The organism is Streptomyces sp. NPDC057307, assembly GCF_042667665.1.
Lineage (GTDB): Bacteria > Actinomycetota > Actinomycetes > Streptomycetales > Streptomycetaceae > Streptomyces.
This window is the reverse complement of record NZ_JBHUZM010000105.1, coordinates 1-17,907: the sequence shown is the minus strand read 5'-3', so window position 1 is coordinate 17,907 and position 17,907 is coordinate 1. Positions and strand designations below refer to the sequence as shown.

General features: G+C 70.3%; 18 protein-coding genes, 1 pseudogene and 1 riboswitch. Of the genes and pseudogenes, 15 read left to right on the top strand and 4 right to left on the bottom strand.

Annotation, left to right across the window (positions count from 1 at the left end; all coding sequences use genetic code 11):
• Positions 1-34: 34 nt before the first annotated feature.
• A complete protein-coding gene (locus ACFUN8_RS27800; protein ID WP_383643118.1) occupies positions 35-742 on the top strand; it encodes an RDD family protein in 708 nt (235 codons plus the stop codon).
• Here the strand turns inward: ACFUN8_RS27800 and ACFUN8_RS27795 are convergent.
• Positions 728-1,033 (bottom strand): hypothetical protein, encoded by a 306-nt coding sequence (locus tag ACFUN8_RS27795; protein ID WP_383643115.1) that lies wholly within the window; start codon positions 1,031-1,033, stop codon positions 728-730. The two genes, ACFUN8_RS27800 and ACFUN8_RS27795, sit on opposite strands and share 15 nt — an antisense overlap.
• A gap of 422 nt (positions 1,034-1,455) precedes the next feature.
• Here ACFUN8_RS27795 and ACFUN8_RS27790 point away from each other — a divergent pair, with 422 nt between their 5' ends.
• Together ACFUN8_RS27790 and ACFUN8_RS27785 are read left to right on the top strand one after the other, a co-directional pair.
• The gene (locus ACFUN8_RS27790; protein WP_383643111.1) at positions 1,456-3,870 is read left to right on the top strand and encodes an immune inhibitor A domain-containing protein; all 2,415 of its coding nucleotides are present in this window, start codon (positions 1,456-1,458) and stop codon (positions 3,868-3,870) included.
• Positions 3,871-3,994: 124 nt separating this feature from the next.
• Positions 3,995-4,297: pseudogene (locus tag ACFUN8_RS27785) on the top strand (hypothetical protein); the annotation flags it as partial.
• 585 nt (positions 4,298-4,882) lie between these two features.
• On the opposite strand, the gene ACFUN8_RS27780 reads toward ACFUN8_RS27785, so the two are convergent.
• Both ACFUN8_RS27780 and ACFUN8_RS27775 read right to left on the bottom strand, forming a co-directional pair.
• Positions 4,883-5,467, bottom strand: coding sequence for a nicotinamidase (locus ACFUN8_RS27780; RefSeq protein ID WP_383643108.1), 585 nt, complete (start codon positions 5,465-5,467; stop codon positions 4,883-4,885).
• A gap of 282 nt (positions 5,468-5,749) precedes the next feature.
• A complete protein-coding gene (locus ACFUN8_RS27775) occupies positions 5,750-7,105 on the bottom strand; it encodes a nicotinate phosphoribosyltransferase (RefSeq protein WP_383643105.1) in 1,356 nt (451 codons plus the stop codon).
• Positions 7,106-7,269: 164 nt separating this feature from the next.
• Between ACFUN8_RS27775 and clpS the strand changes: the two genes are divergently transcribed.
• The 11 genes from clpS (at position 7,270) to ACFUN8_RS27720 (ending at position 16,378) form a co-directional block, all read left to right on the top strand.
• On the top strand, positions 7,270-7,575 hold the full coding sequence (clpS, locus tag ACFUN8_RS27770) for an ATP-dependent Clp protease adapter ClpS (protein ID WP_382563294.1): 306 nt from the start codon (positions 7,270-7,272) through the stop codon (positions 7,573-7,575).
• On the top strand, positions 7,575-8,162 hold the full coding sequence (locus tag ACFUN8_RS27765; protein ID WP_383643101.1) for a DUF2017 domain-containing protein: 588 nt from the start codon (positions 7,575-7,577) through the stop codon (positions 8,160-8,162). Before clpS ends, ACFUN8_RS27765 begins: the two co-directional genes overlap by 1 nt.
• A gap of 265 nt (positions 8,163-8,427) precedes the next feature.
• Positions 8,428-9,906, top strand: a complete 1,479-nt coding sequence (locus ACFUN8_RS27760) for an amino acid permease (protein WP_383643098.1) — start codon at positions 8,428-8,430, stop codon at positions 9,904-9,906.
• 117 nt (positions 9,907-10,023) lie between these two features.
• Positions 10,024-10,437 (top strand): Mov34/MPN/PAD-1 family protein, encoded by a 414-nt coding sequence (locus ACFUN8_RS27755; RefSeq protein WP_383643095.1) that lies wholly within the window; start codon positions 10,024-10,026, stop codon positions 10,435-10,437.
• A riboswitch (cobalamin riboswitch) is annotated at positions 10,426-10,572 on the top strand. Its footprint overlaps the gene before it by 12 nt.
• Positions 10,573-10,612: 40 nt before the next feature.
• Positions 10,613-11,599, top strand: a complete 987-nt coding sequence (locus ACFUN8_RS27750) for an ABC transporter substrate-binding protein (protein WP_383643092.1) — start codon at positions 10,613-10,615, stop codon at positions 11,597-11,599.
• A 10-nt stretch (positions 11,600-11,609) separates the two neighbouring features.
• A complete protein-coding gene (locus ACFUN8_RS27745) occupies positions 11,610-12,662 on the top strand; it encodes a FecCD family ABC transporter permease (protein WP_383643089.1) in 1,053 nt (350 codons plus the stop codon).
• Complete coding sequence (locus ACFUN8_RS27740; RefSeq protein ID WP_383643087.1) at positions 12,659-13,501, top strand: ABC transporter ATP-binding protein; 843 nt, start codon at positions 12,659-12,661, stop codon at positions 13,499-13,501. The genes ACFUN8_RS27745 and ACFUN8_RS27740 overlap by 4 nt, the downstream gene beginning before the upstream one ends.
• Before the next feature lie 110 nt (positions 13,502-13,611).
• A complete protein-coding gene (locus ACFUN8_RS27735; RefSeq protein WP_354608293.1) occupies positions 13,612-13,725 on the top strand; it encodes a putative leader peptide in 114 nt (37 codons plus the stop codon).
• Between the two features lie 92 nt (positions 13,726-13,817).
• Positions 13,818-14,138 (top strand): MoaD/ThiS family protein, encoded by a 321-nt coding sequence (locus ACFUN8_RS27730; RefSeq protein WP_382563307.1) that lies wholly within the window; start codon positions 13,818-13,820, stop codon positions 14,136-14,138.
• Positions 14,138-15,088, top strand: coding sequence for a PLP-dependent cysteine synthase family protein (locus ACFUN8_RS27725; protein ID WP_382563308.1), 951 nt, complete (start codon positions 14,138-14,140; stop codon positions 15,086-15,088). The genes ACFUN8_RS27730 and ACFUN8_RS27725 overlap by 1 nt, the downstream gene beginning before the upstream one ends.
• A gap of 147 nt (positions 15,089-15,235) precedes the next feature.
• Positions 15,236-16,378, top strand: coding sequence for a hypothetical protein (locus ACFUN8_RS27720; protein WP_383643082.1), 1,143 nt, complete (start codon positions 15,236-15,238; stop codon positions 16,376-16,378).
• Between the two features lie 20 nt (positions 16,379-16,398).
• Here the strand turns inward: ACFUN8_RS27720 and ACFUN8_RS27715 are convergent, their stop codons facing one another.
• A complete protein-coding gene (locus ACFUN8_RS27715; protein ID WP_383643079.1) occupies positions 16,399-16,905 on the bottom strand; it encodes a type II toxin-antitoxin system PemK/MazF family toxin in 507 nt (168 codons plus the stop codon).
• A 210-nt stretch (positions 16,906-17,115) separates the two neighbouring features.
• Between ACFUN8_RS27715 and ACFUN8_RS27710 the strand changes: the two genes are divergently transcribed.
• On the top strand, positions 17,116-17,868 hold the full coding sequence (locus tag ACFUN8_RS27710; RefSeq protein ID WP_382563313.1) for an MBL fold metallo-hydrolase: 753 nt from the start codon (positions 17,116-17,118) through the stop codon (positions 17,866-17,868).
• Positions 17,869-17,907 lie beyond the last annotated feature (39 nt).

The following is a 17,907-nucleotide window of genomic DNA, read 5'->3' as shown; positions in this document are numbered from 1 at the left end:
TGCGGGCATCCGTACGGCGCGGTGCACTGCCCCCATGAGTAACGATCAGCCGACGCCCGGTCAGCCGCCCGACGACGACCCGTTCCGCAAGCAGCCGCCGCCCGACGGGCCGCCCACGCCCGGTGGCCCGCCCCCGGACGGCGGCACTCCGCCTCGTTTCGGTGACCCGTACGGCGGCGCCAACCCGCCACCCCCGGGTGACCCGTACGGCGGATCGGCCCCACCGCCCCCCGGTGACCCGTACGGCGGAAACGATCCGCTCCGCGGGATGCCGCCACTCGCGTCCATGGGCAAGCGCATCCTCGCGCGCATCGTCGACTGGATCATCGTCGCGATCCCGCTCGCCCTGATCAGCATCCCGTTCAACGTCTACGGCCGCTGGTCGGACGAGTCCAACAGCTGGGACGACACGGTCAACGGCATGAACGGCGGCGGCCAGTGGGTGTTCCGGATCATCACGATCGTGGCGTACGTCGGCTACGACACGGTGATGACGCAGTGGGGCGGCCAGACCCTGGGTAAAAAGCTGTTCAAGATCCGGGTCGCGATGCTCAACGACGGAAGGGTGCCCGAATCCCGGGCCTCGTTCCTGCGAGCCGTCGTGCTGTGGGTCCCCGCACTGGTCTGCTGCGCCTGCTTCTGGCCGCTGCTCCTGCTGATCCTGATCCTGTTCGACCGCCCCTACCGGCAGGGCCTGCACGACAAGGCGGCGAAGACGGTCGTGGTGTCAGCGGCGCAGTGACGCCGGGATCCGGGCCTCGGCGGCGGACGCCTGCCTGGCCGGGCCCTGGACGGACGCGACAGAGGAGGTGGTGGTGTGGTCCGTACGGCTCGTACCCACCGGGTGCGCCGCCTTCGAACGGCGTGGGCCCACGGCCTTCACCGACACCAGAAGGCCGAGACAGAGGCCGACGAGCGCGATCACCGCGATGCCGACGACCGACGTGACGCCGGAGAGCAGCAGCATGGCGAGTGTGGCGAGGACGACGGTGGCGGAACCGTAGGCAAGCTGTGCGGCAGTCGGACGCGGCATGGCTGTATCCGTCCCTCGGGGCAATCGGGAGTGATTTCGGGGGTGTTGGGGGTGTCTCGCGTGTCTGCGCTGAGTCGCACTGTCAAACGACCCTACGACGGTGAATGCCCGGCAGGAACCGACAGTAAGCGTGACCTAACCCACGACGCCGGAGCATGGGGGGCGCACGGAGTCACGCGCCCCCGCTATATGACACATCGGTGCGCCCACCGCCCGGTCCGGGGGACGCCCGCCGGTACATCAATGTGACGTCCGGATACCGGAACTGATCTCGTGCATAGTGCACTTGGCCTGTGCAAGTCAAGGGCTGTCTTTTCTTCTTCAACTCCGGTCGAATGTCGTCACTTGTGACGCGCACCCCGCGCGCGGATCCCCACACATCCGGTCCGCGGACTCCGGGTGCGGGGAGAGGACAACATCAAGTGACCATCAATCGACGGGCGATCAGAGCGTCCGCGGTGTTCGTGGCCCTCGCCACGGCGGCCGCGACGGCCTCGACGCTCGCCCCGGCGCAGGCCGAGGGCAACACCACAGCAGGTCCGGCGAGCATCGAGCGCCGCGATCCGGCGCCGCAGAAGGGCCATGTCGAGCACAACCTCGAAGGTCCGTTCAGCAAGCAGCAGGAGCAGCAGCGGAAAGCTGCCCTGGAGCAGGTCGTCGCCGGTGACGCCAAGATCATGAAGCGTGGCGGTTCCAACGTCGTCAAGCTCGACGACAAGAAGTACGTCGAGCTGGGCCGCGAGAAGACCGACAAGATCTTCACGATCCTGGTGGAGTTCGGCGACGAGGTCGACGACACCACCACGTACGACCCGGACGGAGCGGACGGCCCCGAAGCGCCCATCACGAAGTACGGTGGCGAACCCGGCCCGCAGCACAACGAGATAGCCGAGCCCGACGAGAAGGTGGACAACTCCACCGCCTGGCAGGCCGACTACAACCAGCAGCACTTCCAGGACCTCTACTTCGGTGAGGGCAAGGACTCCAAGGGCCAGCCGAAGGAGTCGCTGAAGACCTACTACGAGAAGACCTCGTCCGGCCGTTACTCGGTCGACGGTGAGGTCTCCGACTGGGTCAAGGTCAAGTACAACGAGGCCCGTTACGGCTCCAACTACTGCGGCGACTCCAACTGCGCCAACGTCTGGGACGCGGTACGCGACGGCACCACCGCCTGGGCCGCCGACCAGAAGGCCAAGGGCCGTACGGACGCGGAGATCAAGACCGACCTCGCGTCGTACGACGAGTGGGACCGCTACGACTTCGACGCCGACGGCAACTTCAACGAGCCCGACGGCTACATCGACCACTTCCAGATCGTCCACGCGGGCGAGGACGAGTCGGCCGGCGGCGGCGCCGAGGGTGAGAACGCCCTGTGGGCGCACCGCTGGTACGCCTACGGCACGGACGCCGGCAAGACGGGCCCCGCGGAGAACAAGTCCGGCGGCACGCAGATCGGCGACACCGGCATCTGGGTCGGCGACTACACGATGCAGCCGGAGAACGGCGGACTCGGCGTCTTCGCGCACGAGTACGGCCACGACCTCGGCCTGCCCGACCTGTACGACACCTCGGGCGGCGGCGAGAACTCCACCGGCTTCTGGACCCTGATGTCGGCCGGCTCCTGGCTCGGCCGGGGCAAGGGCGAGATCGGCGACCTGCCGGGCGACATGACCGCCTGGGACAAGCTCCAGCTGGGCTGGCTCGACTACGACGAGGCCAAGGCCGCGACGGCGTCGACCCACAAGCTGGGCGTGTCCGCGTACAACACGAAGAACCCGCAGGCACTCGTCGTCGAGCTGCCGAAGAAGCCGGTCACCACGACTGTCGTGAAGCCCGCCGAGGGCTCCAAGCAGTGGTGGAGCGACATGGGTGACGACCTCAAGAACACCCTCACCCGCTCCGTCGACCTCACCGGCAAGGCCAAGGCGTCGCTGGAACTGGACGGCTGGTGGGACATCGAGGCCAACTACGACTACCTGTACGCCGAGGTGTCGGAGGACGGCACCAACTGGACCCCCGTCGACGGCACCGCCGACGGCAAGGTCATCACGCGTGACGCGGGCGACAAGCCGGCGCTGACCGGTCCGTCCGGCGGCCACAAGAAGCTCGTCTACTCGCTGGACGCCTACGCGGGCAAGAAGGTCGACGTCCGCTTCCGCTACCAGACGGACGGCGGCGCGGGCGGCAAGGGCTTCGCGGCCGACACGATCAGTGTCGTCGCCGACGGCGCCCCGGTCTTCAGCGACAACGCCGAGGCGGACGACGCGGGCTGGACCGCGAAGGGCTTCTCGCGCATCGGTGAGTCGTTCACCCAGGACTACGACCAGTTCTACATAGCGGAGAACCGGCAGTACGTCAGCTACGACAAGACCCTCAAGTCGGGCCCGTACAACTTCGGCTTCAAGGCGCCGAAGGACGGCTGGGTCGAGCACTACGCGTACCAGAACGGCCTCATGGTCTGGCTCTGGGACACCTCGCAGAAGGACAACAACACCAGCGCCCACCCCGGCAAGGGTCTGATCCTGCCGGTCGACGCGCACGCCAAGCCCCTGAAGTGGGCCGACGGCACGGTGATGCGTAACAAGATCCAGACGTTCGACTCGTCGTTCAGCAAGTACCCGACCGACCTCTTCCGGCTCCACAACGCCGACAAGGCGCAGTGGATCCTGCCGCAGGCCGGCAAGTCGGTCTTCGACGACCGCAAGGGCACGTACTGGTACGAGGAGAACCCGACCGGTGGTGTCGTCGTTCCTGACACCAACACCAAGATCTCCATCGTGAGCGAGCCGCTCAGTGGCTCCACGCTGACGGTGAAGGTCGACCGCTCGACCAAGTAACGGACATCGTCGCAGGTCAAGCCATGATCGGCCGTCGCCCCCTAGCGGGGCGGCGGCCGATCGTGTTTAGGTGCGTCCTACCGACTCTTATTGACACGACGTCTCACGGGGGGATTGAGGACACATGGCAGGTGGAGGCTTCAGCAGGCTCCCGAACGGCACCGTGGTGGTGGCACTGACCGTGCCCAGCCCGGCGGCCGAAGGCCGTACGGTCCGGATTCTGGTCCATGCGATGAACCGGGCCCGCGCCCTGACCAGGCTGCGGAATCTCGGGCTGCGCGCCGTCTACCTCCGCGGCAACGCGGAACCGCCCACACCGGACGAGATCACGGCGGTGCTGCACCATCCGGACGGCCTGCTCTGGCGGGCCACGCCGGAGTGCGCGCAAGAGCTCTGGCAGCCCATACGGGCCCTGCTGCGCCCCGCGCGGCGCTACGGGCCGCCCGAGCCCCGCCACGGGCTCACAGGGCTGCCCGCGGCGCCGTCGCCGGGCACCCTGCCGGGTCTGTTCGCGGGCCCGCGACCGGAACGGCGGACGGGCACCGGCACGGACAAGAGCGCGGCGTAACCCTCCCGGCCGGGGCCGGCGCGCCACGCCCTGCGGGGCGGATCTTCGCGGGCCGGCCCCGGCCGCGCCCGCCGGGCGGATCTTCGTGGGCCGGGTGCTCAGGTCCGGCAGGGGCGGCCCGAAGGCCGGTGCAAGCCCCTGCCGGGCGCAGCGCCGTCCCAGGCGGGGGGCTCGGCCGGCCTGCGGGCCGGATCTTCGCGTGCCCGTCACCGCAGTCCGGGGTCGGCCGTCGCGCCCGTCGGGCGGATCCGCGTGGGTCCCGCCACGCCCTGCCGGGGCGATCCTCGCGTGCCGTCACGGCGCTCCGAGGGGCTGGTGCTCCTGGCCGGGGCTCGGCCGCCCTGTCGGGCGGATCCTCTCGCGCGGCCAGGGCCGGTCCGGGGGCCCGGCGCCACGGCCGGTCCCGCGGCACATGCCACAAGGCCGCCGGTCCGGGCGGCGGCTCTAGACGACCGGCTTGCCGGTCAGTCGTACGCCCGCCTCGCGCATCTCCTCCAGGGCCCGCTCCGTCGTCCCCTCGGCGACGCCCGCCGTCAGGTCCAGCAGCACGTGCGTGGTGAACCCCGCCCGCGCCGCGTCCAGGGCGGTCGCCCGGACGCAGTGGTCGGTCGCGATCCCGACGACGTCGACCTCGGCCACCTCGCGCGCCCGCAGCCAGTCCGTGAGCGTCACACCGTTCTCGTCGGCGCCCTCGAAGCCGCTGTACGCCGCCGCGTAGGCGCCCTTGTCGAAGACGGCGTCGATCGACCCCGAGGCGACGGCCGGCGCGAAGTTGGGGTGGAAACCCACCCCCTCCGTGCCCGCCACGCAGTGGACCGGCCACGAGCGGACGAAGTCGGGGTGCGCGGAGAAGTGGTCGCCCGGGTCGATGTGGTGGTCACGCGTCGCGACCACGTGCCGGTAACCGGCTGTGGTCTGCCCGATCAGATCGGTGATGGCGGCGGCCACGTCGGCCCCGCCCGACACCGCGAGGCTGCCGCCCTCGCAGAAGTCGTTCTGAACGTCCACGACTATCAGTGCGCGGTGCATGGAGGGTGTCCTTCGCTGGGGAGCGGGCGGGGGCGACCGAGCCTAGGGGGTGTCTTGTCGATCAGGCCGGATCAGGGAGCGGAGCCATGCCGACCGACGACAACGCGGCGAGGCGCGGTGCCAGGGCACGCGAGCCCGGCAAGATCGGCAAGACACCCCCTATGGGACCTGGCCGCGGTCGGCCTCTCGCAGGCTGGCGTTCCCGGTCGCTGTCCGTTCATGCCTCCCACACCTCACGTCCGTGAATCACCGGCACGCCCGTCACACGCGGGCCCACGCCGGTCACAGGTAGACCGTCGGGATGACCGGCTCGCCGCGCGACAGCTGGATCGCCGACATCGGCAGCCCCGCCCGCGCCGCCACATGCCGGTCCCGGACCGCGTCCAGCGGCTCGCGCGCCACGATCTCGCCGCCCTTGACCAGCTCCACCAGCAGCTGGCGGTCCAGCAGGTCGGCGGGGACGGGGCCGGTGCCGACGACCTCGGCCTCCGCGTACCCCTCGGCGTCCACCCGCCGCGCCGCCCACTTGCGGCCGCCGATCGACGTCTTGCCGCCGAGCGACTTCTTCGCCACCGCGTGCAACGGCGCCTTCGGATCGGCGGAGTGGGCACGGGCGACCAGTTTGTACACCATCGAGCAGGTGGGGTGCCCGCTGCCGGTGACCAGCTGGGTGCCGACCCCGTACGCGTCCACGGGCGCCGCGGCCAGCGAGGCGATCGCGTACTCGTCCAGGTCGGAGGTGACCACGATCCGGGTGTTCACCGCGCCCAGCTCGTCCAGCTGCTGGCGCACCCGGTGCGCGACGAGCAGCAGGTCGCCGGAGTCGATGCGCACGGCGCCCAGCTCGGGCCCGGCGACCTCCACGGCGGTACGGACCGCCTCGGCCACGTCGTAGGTGTCCACGAGCAGCGTCGTACCGCTGCCGAGCGCGTCGACCTGCGCCTGGAACGCGTCCCGCTCGTTGTCGTGCAGCAGCGTGAAGGCGTGCGCGCTGGTGCCCACCGTCGGGATGTCGTAGCGGAACCCGGCCGCCAGGTCGGACGTGGTGTCGAAGCCGCCCACGTACGCGGCGCGCGAGGCGGCGACGGCGGCCAGTTCGTGGGTGCGGCGCGCGCCCATCTCGATCAGCGGGCGTCCGCCGGCCGCGGCCGACATCCGGGACGCGGCGGCGGCGATCGCCGAGTCGTGGTTGAGGATCGACAGGATCACGGTCTCCAGCAGCACGCATTCGGCGAAGGAGCCCTCGACGCGCAGGATCGGCGATCCGGGGAAGTACATCTCGCCCTCGCGGTAACCCCAGATGTCGCCGCTGAAGCGGTAGTCGGCGAGCCAGTCGAGCGTCGGCCCGTCGACGATCCCCCGCTCGCGCAGGAAGTCGATGACGTCCTCGTCGAAGTGGAAGTTCTCGACGGCGTCCAGGACACGGCCGGTGCCCGCGACGACTCCGTAGCGCCGTCCCTCGGGCAGGCGCCGGGTGAAGACCTCGAAGACGGAACGGCGCTCGGCCGTCCCCGCCCGAAGTGCCGCCCGGAGCATCGTCAACTCGTACTGGTCGGTGAAGAGCGCGGTCGACGGAACGCCGAGCCGGCGTCCGCCCTCATCCTTCGCCAGGCCCTTCTCAAGGTCCGCAGAGTTCATGCCGACGATGCTACAGGAGATCTCGTCAGACTGACGAGATCTAACGGGCGCTCAGACCGCCGTTTGTGCGACAGGCCCCACCTGGTGGCAGCATGGGGCTGTGAGGCTGTGCATCCCGGGGCGCACCCCGGGGCCCCCGGCGGAGAAGAAGGTCGTCCCGAACCGTGAGTGTTGCCCCGACAGAGATCGAACTTCCCGAGTCGGCCGAGGAGACGTTCACCGTCCCGGATCCTGACGTGCCGTGGATGACGATCGTCCACAACGACCCGGTCAACCTCATGAGTTATGTGTCGTACGTCTTCCAGACGTACTTCGGCTACTCCAAGGACAAGGCGCACAAGCTGATGCTCGACGTCCACCACAAGGGCCGCGCCATCGTCTCCAGCGGCAGCCGCGAGGAGATGGAACGCGACGTGCAGGCGATGCACGGATACGGCCTGTGGGCCACGCTCTCCCAGGACCGCAACTGATGGCCGGGCAGTTCGAGGCGATCCCCGGCGGTGGCGCCGCCGTCGCGCTCGACGAGGTCGAGATCTCCATCCTGCGCTCCCTCGCCGTACAACTCCTGGAGCTGATCGGCCCCGGCGAGGAACCGGCCAAGGGCGAGGACCCCCTCGCCGCGCTCTTCGCGGAGGGCCCCAGCAAGCCGCCGTCCGACCCCGCGCTCGCCCGGCTCTTCCCGGACGCGTACGGCTTCGGCGACGAGACCGACGACGAACTGCGGGAGTACGCCTCCGAGTTCAGGCGCTTCACCGAGAACGACCTGCGGACCCGTAAGCGCGAGGACGGAATCGCGCTCGTCCGCACACTGGACGCGCTCTCCGCCGCCGGCGAGGGCGGAGCTGTACTGAAGCTGGCGCCCGACGACTGCCGGCACTGGCTCGGCGCGCTCAACGACCTGCGGCTGACGATCGGCAACAGGCTGGACGTCTCCGACGAGGACGACGGCGAGGGCCTGTACCGGCTGCCGGACTCCGACCCGCGCAAGCCGATGGTGATGGCGTACCTGTGGCTCGGGGCGCTCCAGGAGTCGCTCGTCGAGACGATGATGCCCTGACGGTCCGCCGACCACGTGCGGGAGGCCGTCACCGGGCCTCCACGGCGCCCTCACCTCATCTTCGGACGGACATCTTCCGTTTCCTCAATTGCGGCTCAACTCCGCATAACGATCAGGTCTCCGCCCCCGCATGCTTTGCGATTCGGGGTGTGATTCGTCCGCTTCTTCCTGTGGGCCGCGCCACAGCGGCCTCCGCGGATCGCCGCCCCGCCCGTGGTAAATCTTCACGACCACCGGCACAGGCAGGGAGAAAGGGCGCATCACCATGACCTCCCCACAGGTCGACAACACCTCGGAAAGCCCCTCCGGAAAGACCTCGGAGGAGGGCTACGAACGCGGACTCGGTAGCCGCCAGGTCCAGATGATCGCGATCGGCGGCGCCATCGGCGTCGGCCTGTTCATGGGCGCCGGCGCGAACATCGCCAAGGCCGGGCCGAGCATCATCCTGATGTACGCCCTCGCCGGCGTGGTGATCTTCTTCATCATGCGGGCACTCGGCGAACTGCTGCTCTACCGGCCGGTCTCCGGCTCCTTCGCGGAGTACGCCCGCGAGTTCCTCGGCCCGTTCTTCGGATACGTGACCGGCTGGACGTACTGGCTCATGTGGATCGTGACCGGCATGGCCGAACTCACGGCGGCCGCGATCTACATCCACTTCTGGTTCCCCGCGATCCCGCAGTGGGTCAGCGCCCTGGTCTTCCTCGTGGTGCTCTTCGGCGTCAACCTGATCTCCGTCAAGATCTTCGGCGAGGTCGAGTTCTGGTTCTCGATGGTCAAGGTCACCGCCATCATCGGCATGATCGTCATCGGCCTCGGCGTCCTGACCCTCGGCTTCTCTGACGCGGGCGAGACCGCAACCACCGGCAACCTCTGGCAGCACGGCGGCATCTTCCCCAACGGCATCGGCTCCAGCCTGATGACCCTCCAGGGCGTGATGTTCGCCTACCTCGCCGTCGAACTCGTGGGCGTCACCGCCGGCGAGTCCGAGAATCCGGAGAAGACGCTCCCCAAGGCGATCAACACGCTGCCGTGGCGCATCATCGTCTTCTACGTCGGCGCGCTCACCGTCATCCTCGCCGTCGTGAAGTGGACCGAATTCAGCGAGGGCGAGAGCCCGTTCGTGCACGCCTTCGCCAAGATCGGCATCCCGCTCGGCGCCGGAATCGTCAACTTCGTCGTGCTGACGGCGGCCCTGTCGTCCTGCAACTCCGGCATGTACTCCACCGGCCGGATGCTGCGCGACCTCTCCGCCAACAACGAGGCGCCGAAGGTCCTGGGCAAGCTCAACTCCCGCCGCACACCGGCGTTCGGCATCGCCGCGTCCGTCGCGCTGATGGGCATCGGCGTCGTCCTCAACTACATCGTCCCCGAGAAGGCGTTCCTGTACGTCACCTCGGTCGCCACCGCCGCCGGTATCTGGACCTGGATGATGATCCTCGTCAGCCACATCAAGTACCGCTCCGCCGTGGTCGCCGGGCGGCTGCCCGCGTCCTCGTTCCCGGCGCCGGGCGGCTCGGCGCTGAGCTGGGTGGCGCTGGTGTTCCTGTCGTTCGTGACCTGTCTGATCGCGTACGACTCCGAGGCCCGGGTGTCGCTGTACGTCGGCGCGATCTGGGCGGTGTGCCTGGCCGGCGGCTGGGCGCTGCTCAAGCGCCGCAACCCGGAACTCGCGGCGACCGGTGCACGGGACCGGCGTGATCCGGAGGGCCCGCACGAGCCGGAGTACGCGAAGGTCTCCGACTGACGCCGGGTACTTACGGCGGCACGCTTCACCGGCCGTCCCGCACGCCGTCTCACGCACTGTCTCACCAGGTGGTCTCCGCATCTCAGACGCGGAGGCCACCTGCTTATCCTTCACCTCATGCTGACCATCACCCAGGCGCTGTACGACCAGATCGTCGCCCACGCGCGCGCGGACCATCCGGACGAGGCGTGCGGCATGGTCGCGGGCCCGGAGGGCAGCGACCGGCCCGAGCGTTTCATCCCGATGCTCAACGCGGCCCGCTCACCCACGTTCTACGAGTTCGACTCGGCGGACCTGCTCAAGCTCTACCGGGACCTGGACGACCGGGACGAGGAACCGGTGATCGTCTACCACTCGCACACGGCGACCGAGGCGTACCCCTCCCGCACGGACATCACCTACGCCAACGAGCCCGGTGCCCACTACGTCCTGGTCTCCACCGCCGACACCGACGACGCGGGCCCGTTCCAGTTCCGCTCGTACCGCATCGTGGACGGCGAGGTCACGGAGGAACAGGTCGAGGTCGTCTGACACACTGGCGCCGAACCCGGGCGGCAGGACCCAGGAAGCCGGTGTGAATCCGGCACGGTCCCGCCACTGTGACCAGGGCCTTCGCGCGAGCGGGGCCCCGGAAGCCAGGAACTGACCTGTCGCCCTTCTCCCACCATGCCAGGGGACGCGGAAATCCCCCGGAGGAGGCCCAGTCATGTCCTCGCGGCGCCACGCCCTCATACCGGCGGTCCTGCTTCCGCTGCTGCTCCCGCTCGCCGCCTGCTCAGCCGACGCGGACCCCGTCCGCGAGGCCGGAGCCCCGGCCGACGGATTCCCGTACACCGTCACCAACTGCGGTGTGAAGACCACCTTCGAGGCACCCCCGAAGCGCGTGGTCACCATGAACCAGCACGTCACCGAGATCATGATCGAGCTGGGACTCACCAAGTCCCTCATCGGCACCGCCTGGCTGGACGACCAGGTCCTGCCCGCCTACGACAAGGCGTACAAGAGCGTCCCGGTCGTCGCCAAGGAGTACCCCTCCAAGGAGAAACTCCTCTCCGTCAACCCCGACTTCGTCTACGGCGGCTACGCCAGCGCCTTCGCCGCCAAGGACGGCCGCACCCGCGACGACCTCAAGGGCGCCGGCATCGACACCCGGCTCAACCTGGAGAACTGCGCCAAGGGCAAGACCTCCATGGACGACGTCTTCCGCGAGGTCACGGAGGTCGGCCGCACCTTCGGCGTCGCCGACCGCGCCGCGAAGTGGACCGCCGAGGCAGGCACCACCCTCGAAACCACCGCCGCCGGTCTCGAAGACGTCAAGCCCGTCCCGGTCTTCGTCTACGACAGCGGCGACAAGACCGCGTTCACCGCCGGCGGCAAGGGCATCGGCAACGACATGATCGAGCGGGCCGGCGGGCGCAACGTCTTCGCCGACCTCGACAAGTCCTTCGGCGACGCCACCTGGGAGCAGGTCGTGGCGCGCCGGCCCGAGGCGATCGTCATCTACGACTACGGCTCCACCACCGTCGCGCAGAAGAAGAAGCGGCTGCTGGAGGACCCCGTCCTGAAGGACGTCCCGGCGATCAGGAACAAGCGCTTCGCCGTCCTGCCGCTCTCCGACGCCGTGCTCGGCGTCCGTGCCCCGGCCGCCGTCCAGCGGCTCGCGGACCAACTCCATCCGGAGGCGGGCGAGTAGGCGCGCCGCGATGAGCTGTCGGACCCCGCCCGCCCGGCGGCGGCTGCGGCACGCCCTCGTCCTCGGCGGTCTCACCGCCGCCCTCGTCTGCGCCGTCGTCGCCGGGCTCGCGCTCGGCTCGGTCCGCATCCCGCCCGGTGAGGTCGTCACGATCCTCACCGGCGGCGCGGAGCCCAGCCCCTTCCGCACGATCGTCCTGGACGTACGGCTGCCGCGCGTGCTGCTCGGCGCGGTCGTCGGCGCCGGGCTGGCCGTCGTCGGCACGGTCCTCCAGGCCCTCGTACGCAACCGGCTGGCCGACCCGTTCCTGCTCGGGATCTCCTCGGGGGCGTCCACCGGCGCCGTACTCGTCCTGGTCTTCGGCATCGGCGGTGGCATCGGCGGCGGGATCACCACCACCGTCGCCATGCCGGCCGCCGCCTTCGCCGGCTCGCTGTTCGCGATGGCCGTCGTCTACGCGCTCGCCCGGCGCGGCGGCACGATGACCGGCGGCCGGCTCGTGCTGGCCGGGGTGACCGTCTCGTACATCCTGTCCGCGCTCACCACCCTGATCCTGGTGGTCTCCGCCCGGCCCGAGCACTTCCAGGAGGCGCTGTTCTGGTCGCTCGGCGGCCTCGGCAGCGCCCGCTGGGGCTCGCTCGTCGTCCCGGCCGTCGTCCTCGTCGCCGGGACCGCCGTCCTCATGGCGCTCGCCCGGCCGCTGGACCTGCTGCTGGTGGGGGAGGAGGGCGCGACCGTACTGGGGCTGGACACCGCGCGCTTCCGCGCCGCCGTGTTCGTCCTCGCCTCGCTGGTCACCGGGGTGATGGTGGCCGCGAGCGGCGCCATCGGCTTCGTCGGGCTGCTCGTACCGCACGCCGCGCGGATGGTGGTCGGGGCGTCGCACCGGCCGCTGCTGCCGGTCGCCGCGCTCGGCGGGGCGGTCGTGCTCGTCGTCGCGGACCTCGCCGCCCGAACCGTCGCCGCGCCGCAGGACATCCCCGTGGGCGTCCTCACCGCGCTCATCGGCGGCCCGTTCTTCCTGTGGCTGATGCGCCGCCGCCCCGAAGGAGCCCCGGTATGAGCCACGGTACGAGCTTCGGTACGACCGCCGGTACGGGCCCGCGTACGGCGGCCTTGCGCGTCGAGGGGCTGTCGTACGGCGTCGGCGACGGCCGGCACCTCGTCGACGCCGTCGACCTGACCGCCGCCCCCGGCGAGACCGTCGGCCTCGTCGGCCCCAACGGCAGCGGCAAGACCACCCTGCTGCGCTGCGTGTACGGCACCCTGCGCCCCACCCACGGCCGGGCGCTGCTGGACGGCGACGACCTGCACACCATGACGGCCAAGGCGCGCGCCCGGCGCGTGGCCACCGTCCCGCAGGACGGACAGACCGACTTCGAACTGACCGTCCGCGAGGTCGTCGCCATGGGCCGCTCCCCGCACCGGCGCTTCTGGGAGGCGGACACGGCGGCCGACACCGCACTGGCCGACGCCGCCCTGGCGCGCGTCGGTATCGCCCCGCTCGCGGAGCGCGCCTTCCCGTCCCTCTCCGGCGGTGAACGCCAGCGCGCCCTTGTCGCCCGCGCCCTGGTCCAACGGCCCGCGCTGTTCGTCCTGGACGAGCCGACCAACCATCTGGACATCCGTCACCAGCTCCAAGTGCTCTCTCTCATCGGGGAGTTGGGGACGACCAATCTGTTGGCCCTGCACGACCTGAATCTCGCCGCGTACTACTGCGACCGGCTGTACGTACTCAAAGCGGGTACCGTCGTCGCCTCGGGAACCCCGGCGGAGGTTCTCACCCCCGCCCTGCTGGCCGACGTCTACGAGGTCGAGGCGGAGGTCACGCCGCACCCCCGGACCGGCGCCCCCACGGTCGTCTATCTGCCGGAGCACCGGTCCGAGCGACTGCCCGGTTGAGGACCCGATGGACTGCCCGGTTGACGGCCCCGTCCACCTGGCGAACGCCGAACGTCCATCAGCTGAGATCACATACCGGGATGCGGACCGGGAATCGATACGATGACCCCATGGTTTCCCACGACGTGAGCGACAAGACCCCAGGCGATCTCCTGGTGGCGCGCCTGCACGTCGATCTGTGCCGACTCGCCAGCGCCATGTGTACGGCCGGCGCTGCCGCCTGAGTCGCGGCAGGACGCCCATCCCGAGCACCACCCCCCGCGCGGGGGCAGAGCCGCGCGCCCGTCACGCCTCTTTTCCGACAGGAGCCCACGCCATGGCCATCGAGGTCCGCATTCCGACCATCCTCCGCACCTACACCGACGGAGCCAAGGCCGTCGAGGGCAGCGGTGACACCATCGCGGCCCTGCTCACCGACCTCGAAACCCGCCACACGGGCATCCGCGAACGCATCGTCGACGGCGCCAACGGCGATCAGCTGCGCCGCTTCGTGAACGTCTACCTGAACGACGAGGACGTCCGCTTCCTGGACGGCATCTCCACCAAGCTCGCGGACGGCGACAGCGTCACCATCCTCCCGGCCGTCGCCGGTGGCGCGGGGCACACGCCCATGCCCGACGTGTCCGCCACGCTCTGATGCGGTACGACTCCCCGCTCGCCGTCGTCGGCGACACCCCTCTCGTACGGCTGCCACGGCTGTCCCCGTCGGACGGTGTCCGGCTCTGGGCCAAGCTGGAGGACCGCAACCCGACCGGCTCCATCAAGGACCGCCCGGCGCTGCGCATGGTCGAGCAGGCCGAGAAGGACGGCCGGCTCACCCCGGGCTGCACCATCCTGGAGCCCACCAGCGGCAACACCGGCATCTCGCTCGCCATGGCCGCGAAGCTCAAGGGCTACAAGATCATCTGCGTGATGCCGGAGAACACCTCGCAGGAACGCCGCGAGCTGCTCGCCATGTGGGGCGCCGAGATCATCCCGTCCCCGGCGGCGGGCGGCTCCAACACCGCCGTACGCGTCGCCAAGGAGCTGGCCGCCGAGAACCCGAGCTGGGTGATGCTCTACCAGTACGGCAACCCGGACAACGCGGGCGCCCACTACGCCACCACCGGACCGGAGATCCTCGCCGACCTGCCGTCCGTCACCCATTTCGTGGCCGGCCTCGGCACCACCGGCACGCTCATGGGCGTCGGCCGCTACCTGCGCGAGCAGAAGCCCGACGTCAAGATCGTCGCGGCCGAACCGCGCTACGACGACCTGGTCTACGGCCTGCGGAACCTCGACGAGGGCTTCGTGCCCGAGCTGTACGACGAGTCCGTCCTCACCAGCCGCTTCTCCGTCGGCTCCGCCGACGCCGTCACCCGCACCCGCCAACTCCTCCAGCAGGAGGGCATCTTCGCGGGAGTCTCCACCGGCGCCGCCCTGCACGCCGCCATCGGCCTCGGCAAGAAGGCCGTCACGGCGGGCGAGAGCGCCGACATCGTCTTCGTCGTCGCCGACGGCGGCTGGAAGTACCTCTCCACGGGCGTCTACACGGCGGCCACGGACGAAGAGGCCATCGAGACCCTTCAGGGCCAGCTCTGGGCCTGAGCCCCGTACCCCCGCACTCTCACCGTCCGTGGCGCAACAGTGGTGCAACAGTCCCCGCCCGGGGCTGTTGCACCACCGCTCCCGAGAGTGACGATCGGTGCCGATCGACGTACGCGACGCGCACACCGACCACGGGGGACGACAGAGATGGACGAGCGCTGGAGCGGTATGGGCAGTCCGGGCGGCACGGGCGGTCCCGGTGCTCCGGGACACCCACCCGGTTCCCCCAACCCCCCTGCTCACGACCCCGGTTACGGCTACGGCCCGCCGGGCTTCGGCCCGCCCCAGCCCTTCGCGCCGCCTGAGCCCTTCGCACCGCCGGAATCCGACGGGCGCGCGTCCCGCCGCCACCTCGGCGCGTACGTCACCTCCGGCATCCTGCTCATCGTCTTCGCCTGCGTCCTCGCCGCCTGGATCGGCTACACGGCGATCAACGCGCGGGCCGACGTGGACGAGCTGATCAACAGCCTCATCAAGAACGAGGGGCGCCGGCCGCTGCTGGTGTTCACCGCCCACGAATGGGCCCTCACGGTCGCCCTGCTCGTCGTCGGCATCGCGGCCCTCTCCCTGCGCCGTACCGCGCGCGGCGCCGCCCTGCTCCTCGCGTTCGTGCTGCTCGGCGCCGGCGCCCGGCAGCTCAACGGCCTGACCAGGGCCGAGTACCGCGACGTCATGTTCGCCAGTGAGCACGGCACGCTGATCGTGCTCACCTACGTGTTCGCGTTCCTCGCCGCCCTCACCGTGATCATCCTGCTGCTGGTGGCCCGCGAGCGCGACGCTGCGCGCGAGCCCGTGCCCGGTCGCCGGCGAGCCGCGGGCGTCCTGCTCATCCTGATCGGCGCGCTGCAGGGCTTCTGGTACGCCCGCGGCCTGCGGGAGTTCAGCCAGGCCGCCGGGCCCGGCGGCGACCGGGGCGCCCTCAGCGAGTGGTGGCACGAAGCGCTGAACATCAACGCCCGCGGCGGGTACGGCACTTCGGCCGGTTTCACCTACTACCACAGCGCGCTCATCGCGGCGTTCCTCGTCGTCGGCGTCCTGCTGCTGGCGGGCACCCCGGCCGCCCGGGGCGCGGCCCTCGCGCTGCTCGGCATCGCGGCCTACCTCCAGCTCCGCGACCTCGCGGGCATCGAGTACGACCAGCTCTCGTACTACTACGAGGACACCACCGTCGGCTGGAGCATCACCAGCGCCTTCGCGGCAGGCGTGGCGATGCTGGTGGCCATCGCCCTGACCCGCCACAACCCACGCCCGTACGTCCCACCGCGGTACCCGACGGCGCCACTGCCTTAGGGGTGGCCGGTCTCCGTGGATCAGCGCGCCAGATGCCTGACCTGCCGCCACAGCCCCGGATCCGCAGGTCCCACCCGGCGCCGGAACGCCCGTGTGTCCACCCGCCGCAACTCGTCCGTCTCCAAGAAGCTCCGGCGTCCTTCCGTGTCACCCACCGCCTCCGGCGGCAGCGGAATCACACCGGGGCGCTCCTCGTGGAACTTACTGGTGATCTTCGCGACCAGCACCGTACGGCCCCGTACCGAGAGCACCAGACACGGCCGGTCCTTCGCCCCGGCCCCGTCCTCGTACGGCACCATCGCCCACCAGATCTCGCCCGGCTTCGGCCCCCGGCCGCCGGTCCCGCCACCGGGCTTCGTCCCGGCCGGCCCGCGCGGCGGCCTGCGGTCCGGCCGGCTGCCCCGCCGCCGGGAGCGTCCGAAGCGCGCGCCGGGCGGCCGGGGGCTGCGGCCGCGCCCGTCCACGAGGGTGGCGACCATCGCCAGCACCACCACGACGATCAGAGCCACCCACCAGGTCGTGTCCATGTCCCAGACCGTACCGCCGCGCCTTACGTCCGCGCGGCGCGATCCCCGGCCCGCCGCCCGGCGACCAGGTCCGCCCGAACCGGTGACAGAGCAGGTGAGTTCCCCCACAACAGGCCGGTGTGGAGGAGCGACCAGCCGTTTAGCGCCTTACGCTCGACAGACCGAACGACCCCCGTCGCCCCCCTTCCACGCCACGGAGGTTCACGCTCCATGAAGCTCACCGTCGTCGGCTGCTCGGGCTCCTTCCCCTCCGTGGGATCGGCCTGCTCCAGCTACCTCGTAGAGGCCGACGGCTTCCGGCTGCTCCTCGACATGGGCAACGGTGCCCTCGGCGAGTTGCAGCGTCACTGTGGTCTCTACGACCTCGACGCCATCTTCCTCAGCCATCTCCACGCCGACCACTGCATCGACATGTGCGGCTACTTCGTCGTCCGCTACTACCGCCACGACGGCGGACGCTGCGACACCATCCCCGTCTACGGCCCCGACGGCACCGAACAGCGCCTCACCACCGCGCACGCCGACACCCCGACGGACAAGTCCATGAGCGAGGTCTTCGACTTCCACACGCTCAAGCCGGGCTCCTTCGAGATCGGGCCCTTCTCGGTCCGTACGGAGAAGCTCGCCCATCCCGTCGACACCTTCGGCATCCGCGTCGAGCACGACGGCAGATCGCTCACCTACTCCGGCGACACCGGAGTCAGCGAGGCCCTGGTGGAGCTGGCAGACGACACGGATCTGTTCCTCTGCGAAGCCGCGTTCACGTACGGCAAGGAGGACATCCCCGGCCTCCACCTCAACGGCCGCGAGGCGGGCGAGCACGCCGCCGACGCGCGGGCGCGCAGGCTCGTCCTCACACACATCCCGCCGTGGACGGACGCCGAGCGGAACCTGAGCGACGCGCGGGCGGTGTACGGCGGACCGGCCGAACTGGCCCGCCCCGGCGCGGTGTACGAGATCTGAACGGAACGGACACATGACGGTGCCCCCGGCCGGGAAGGC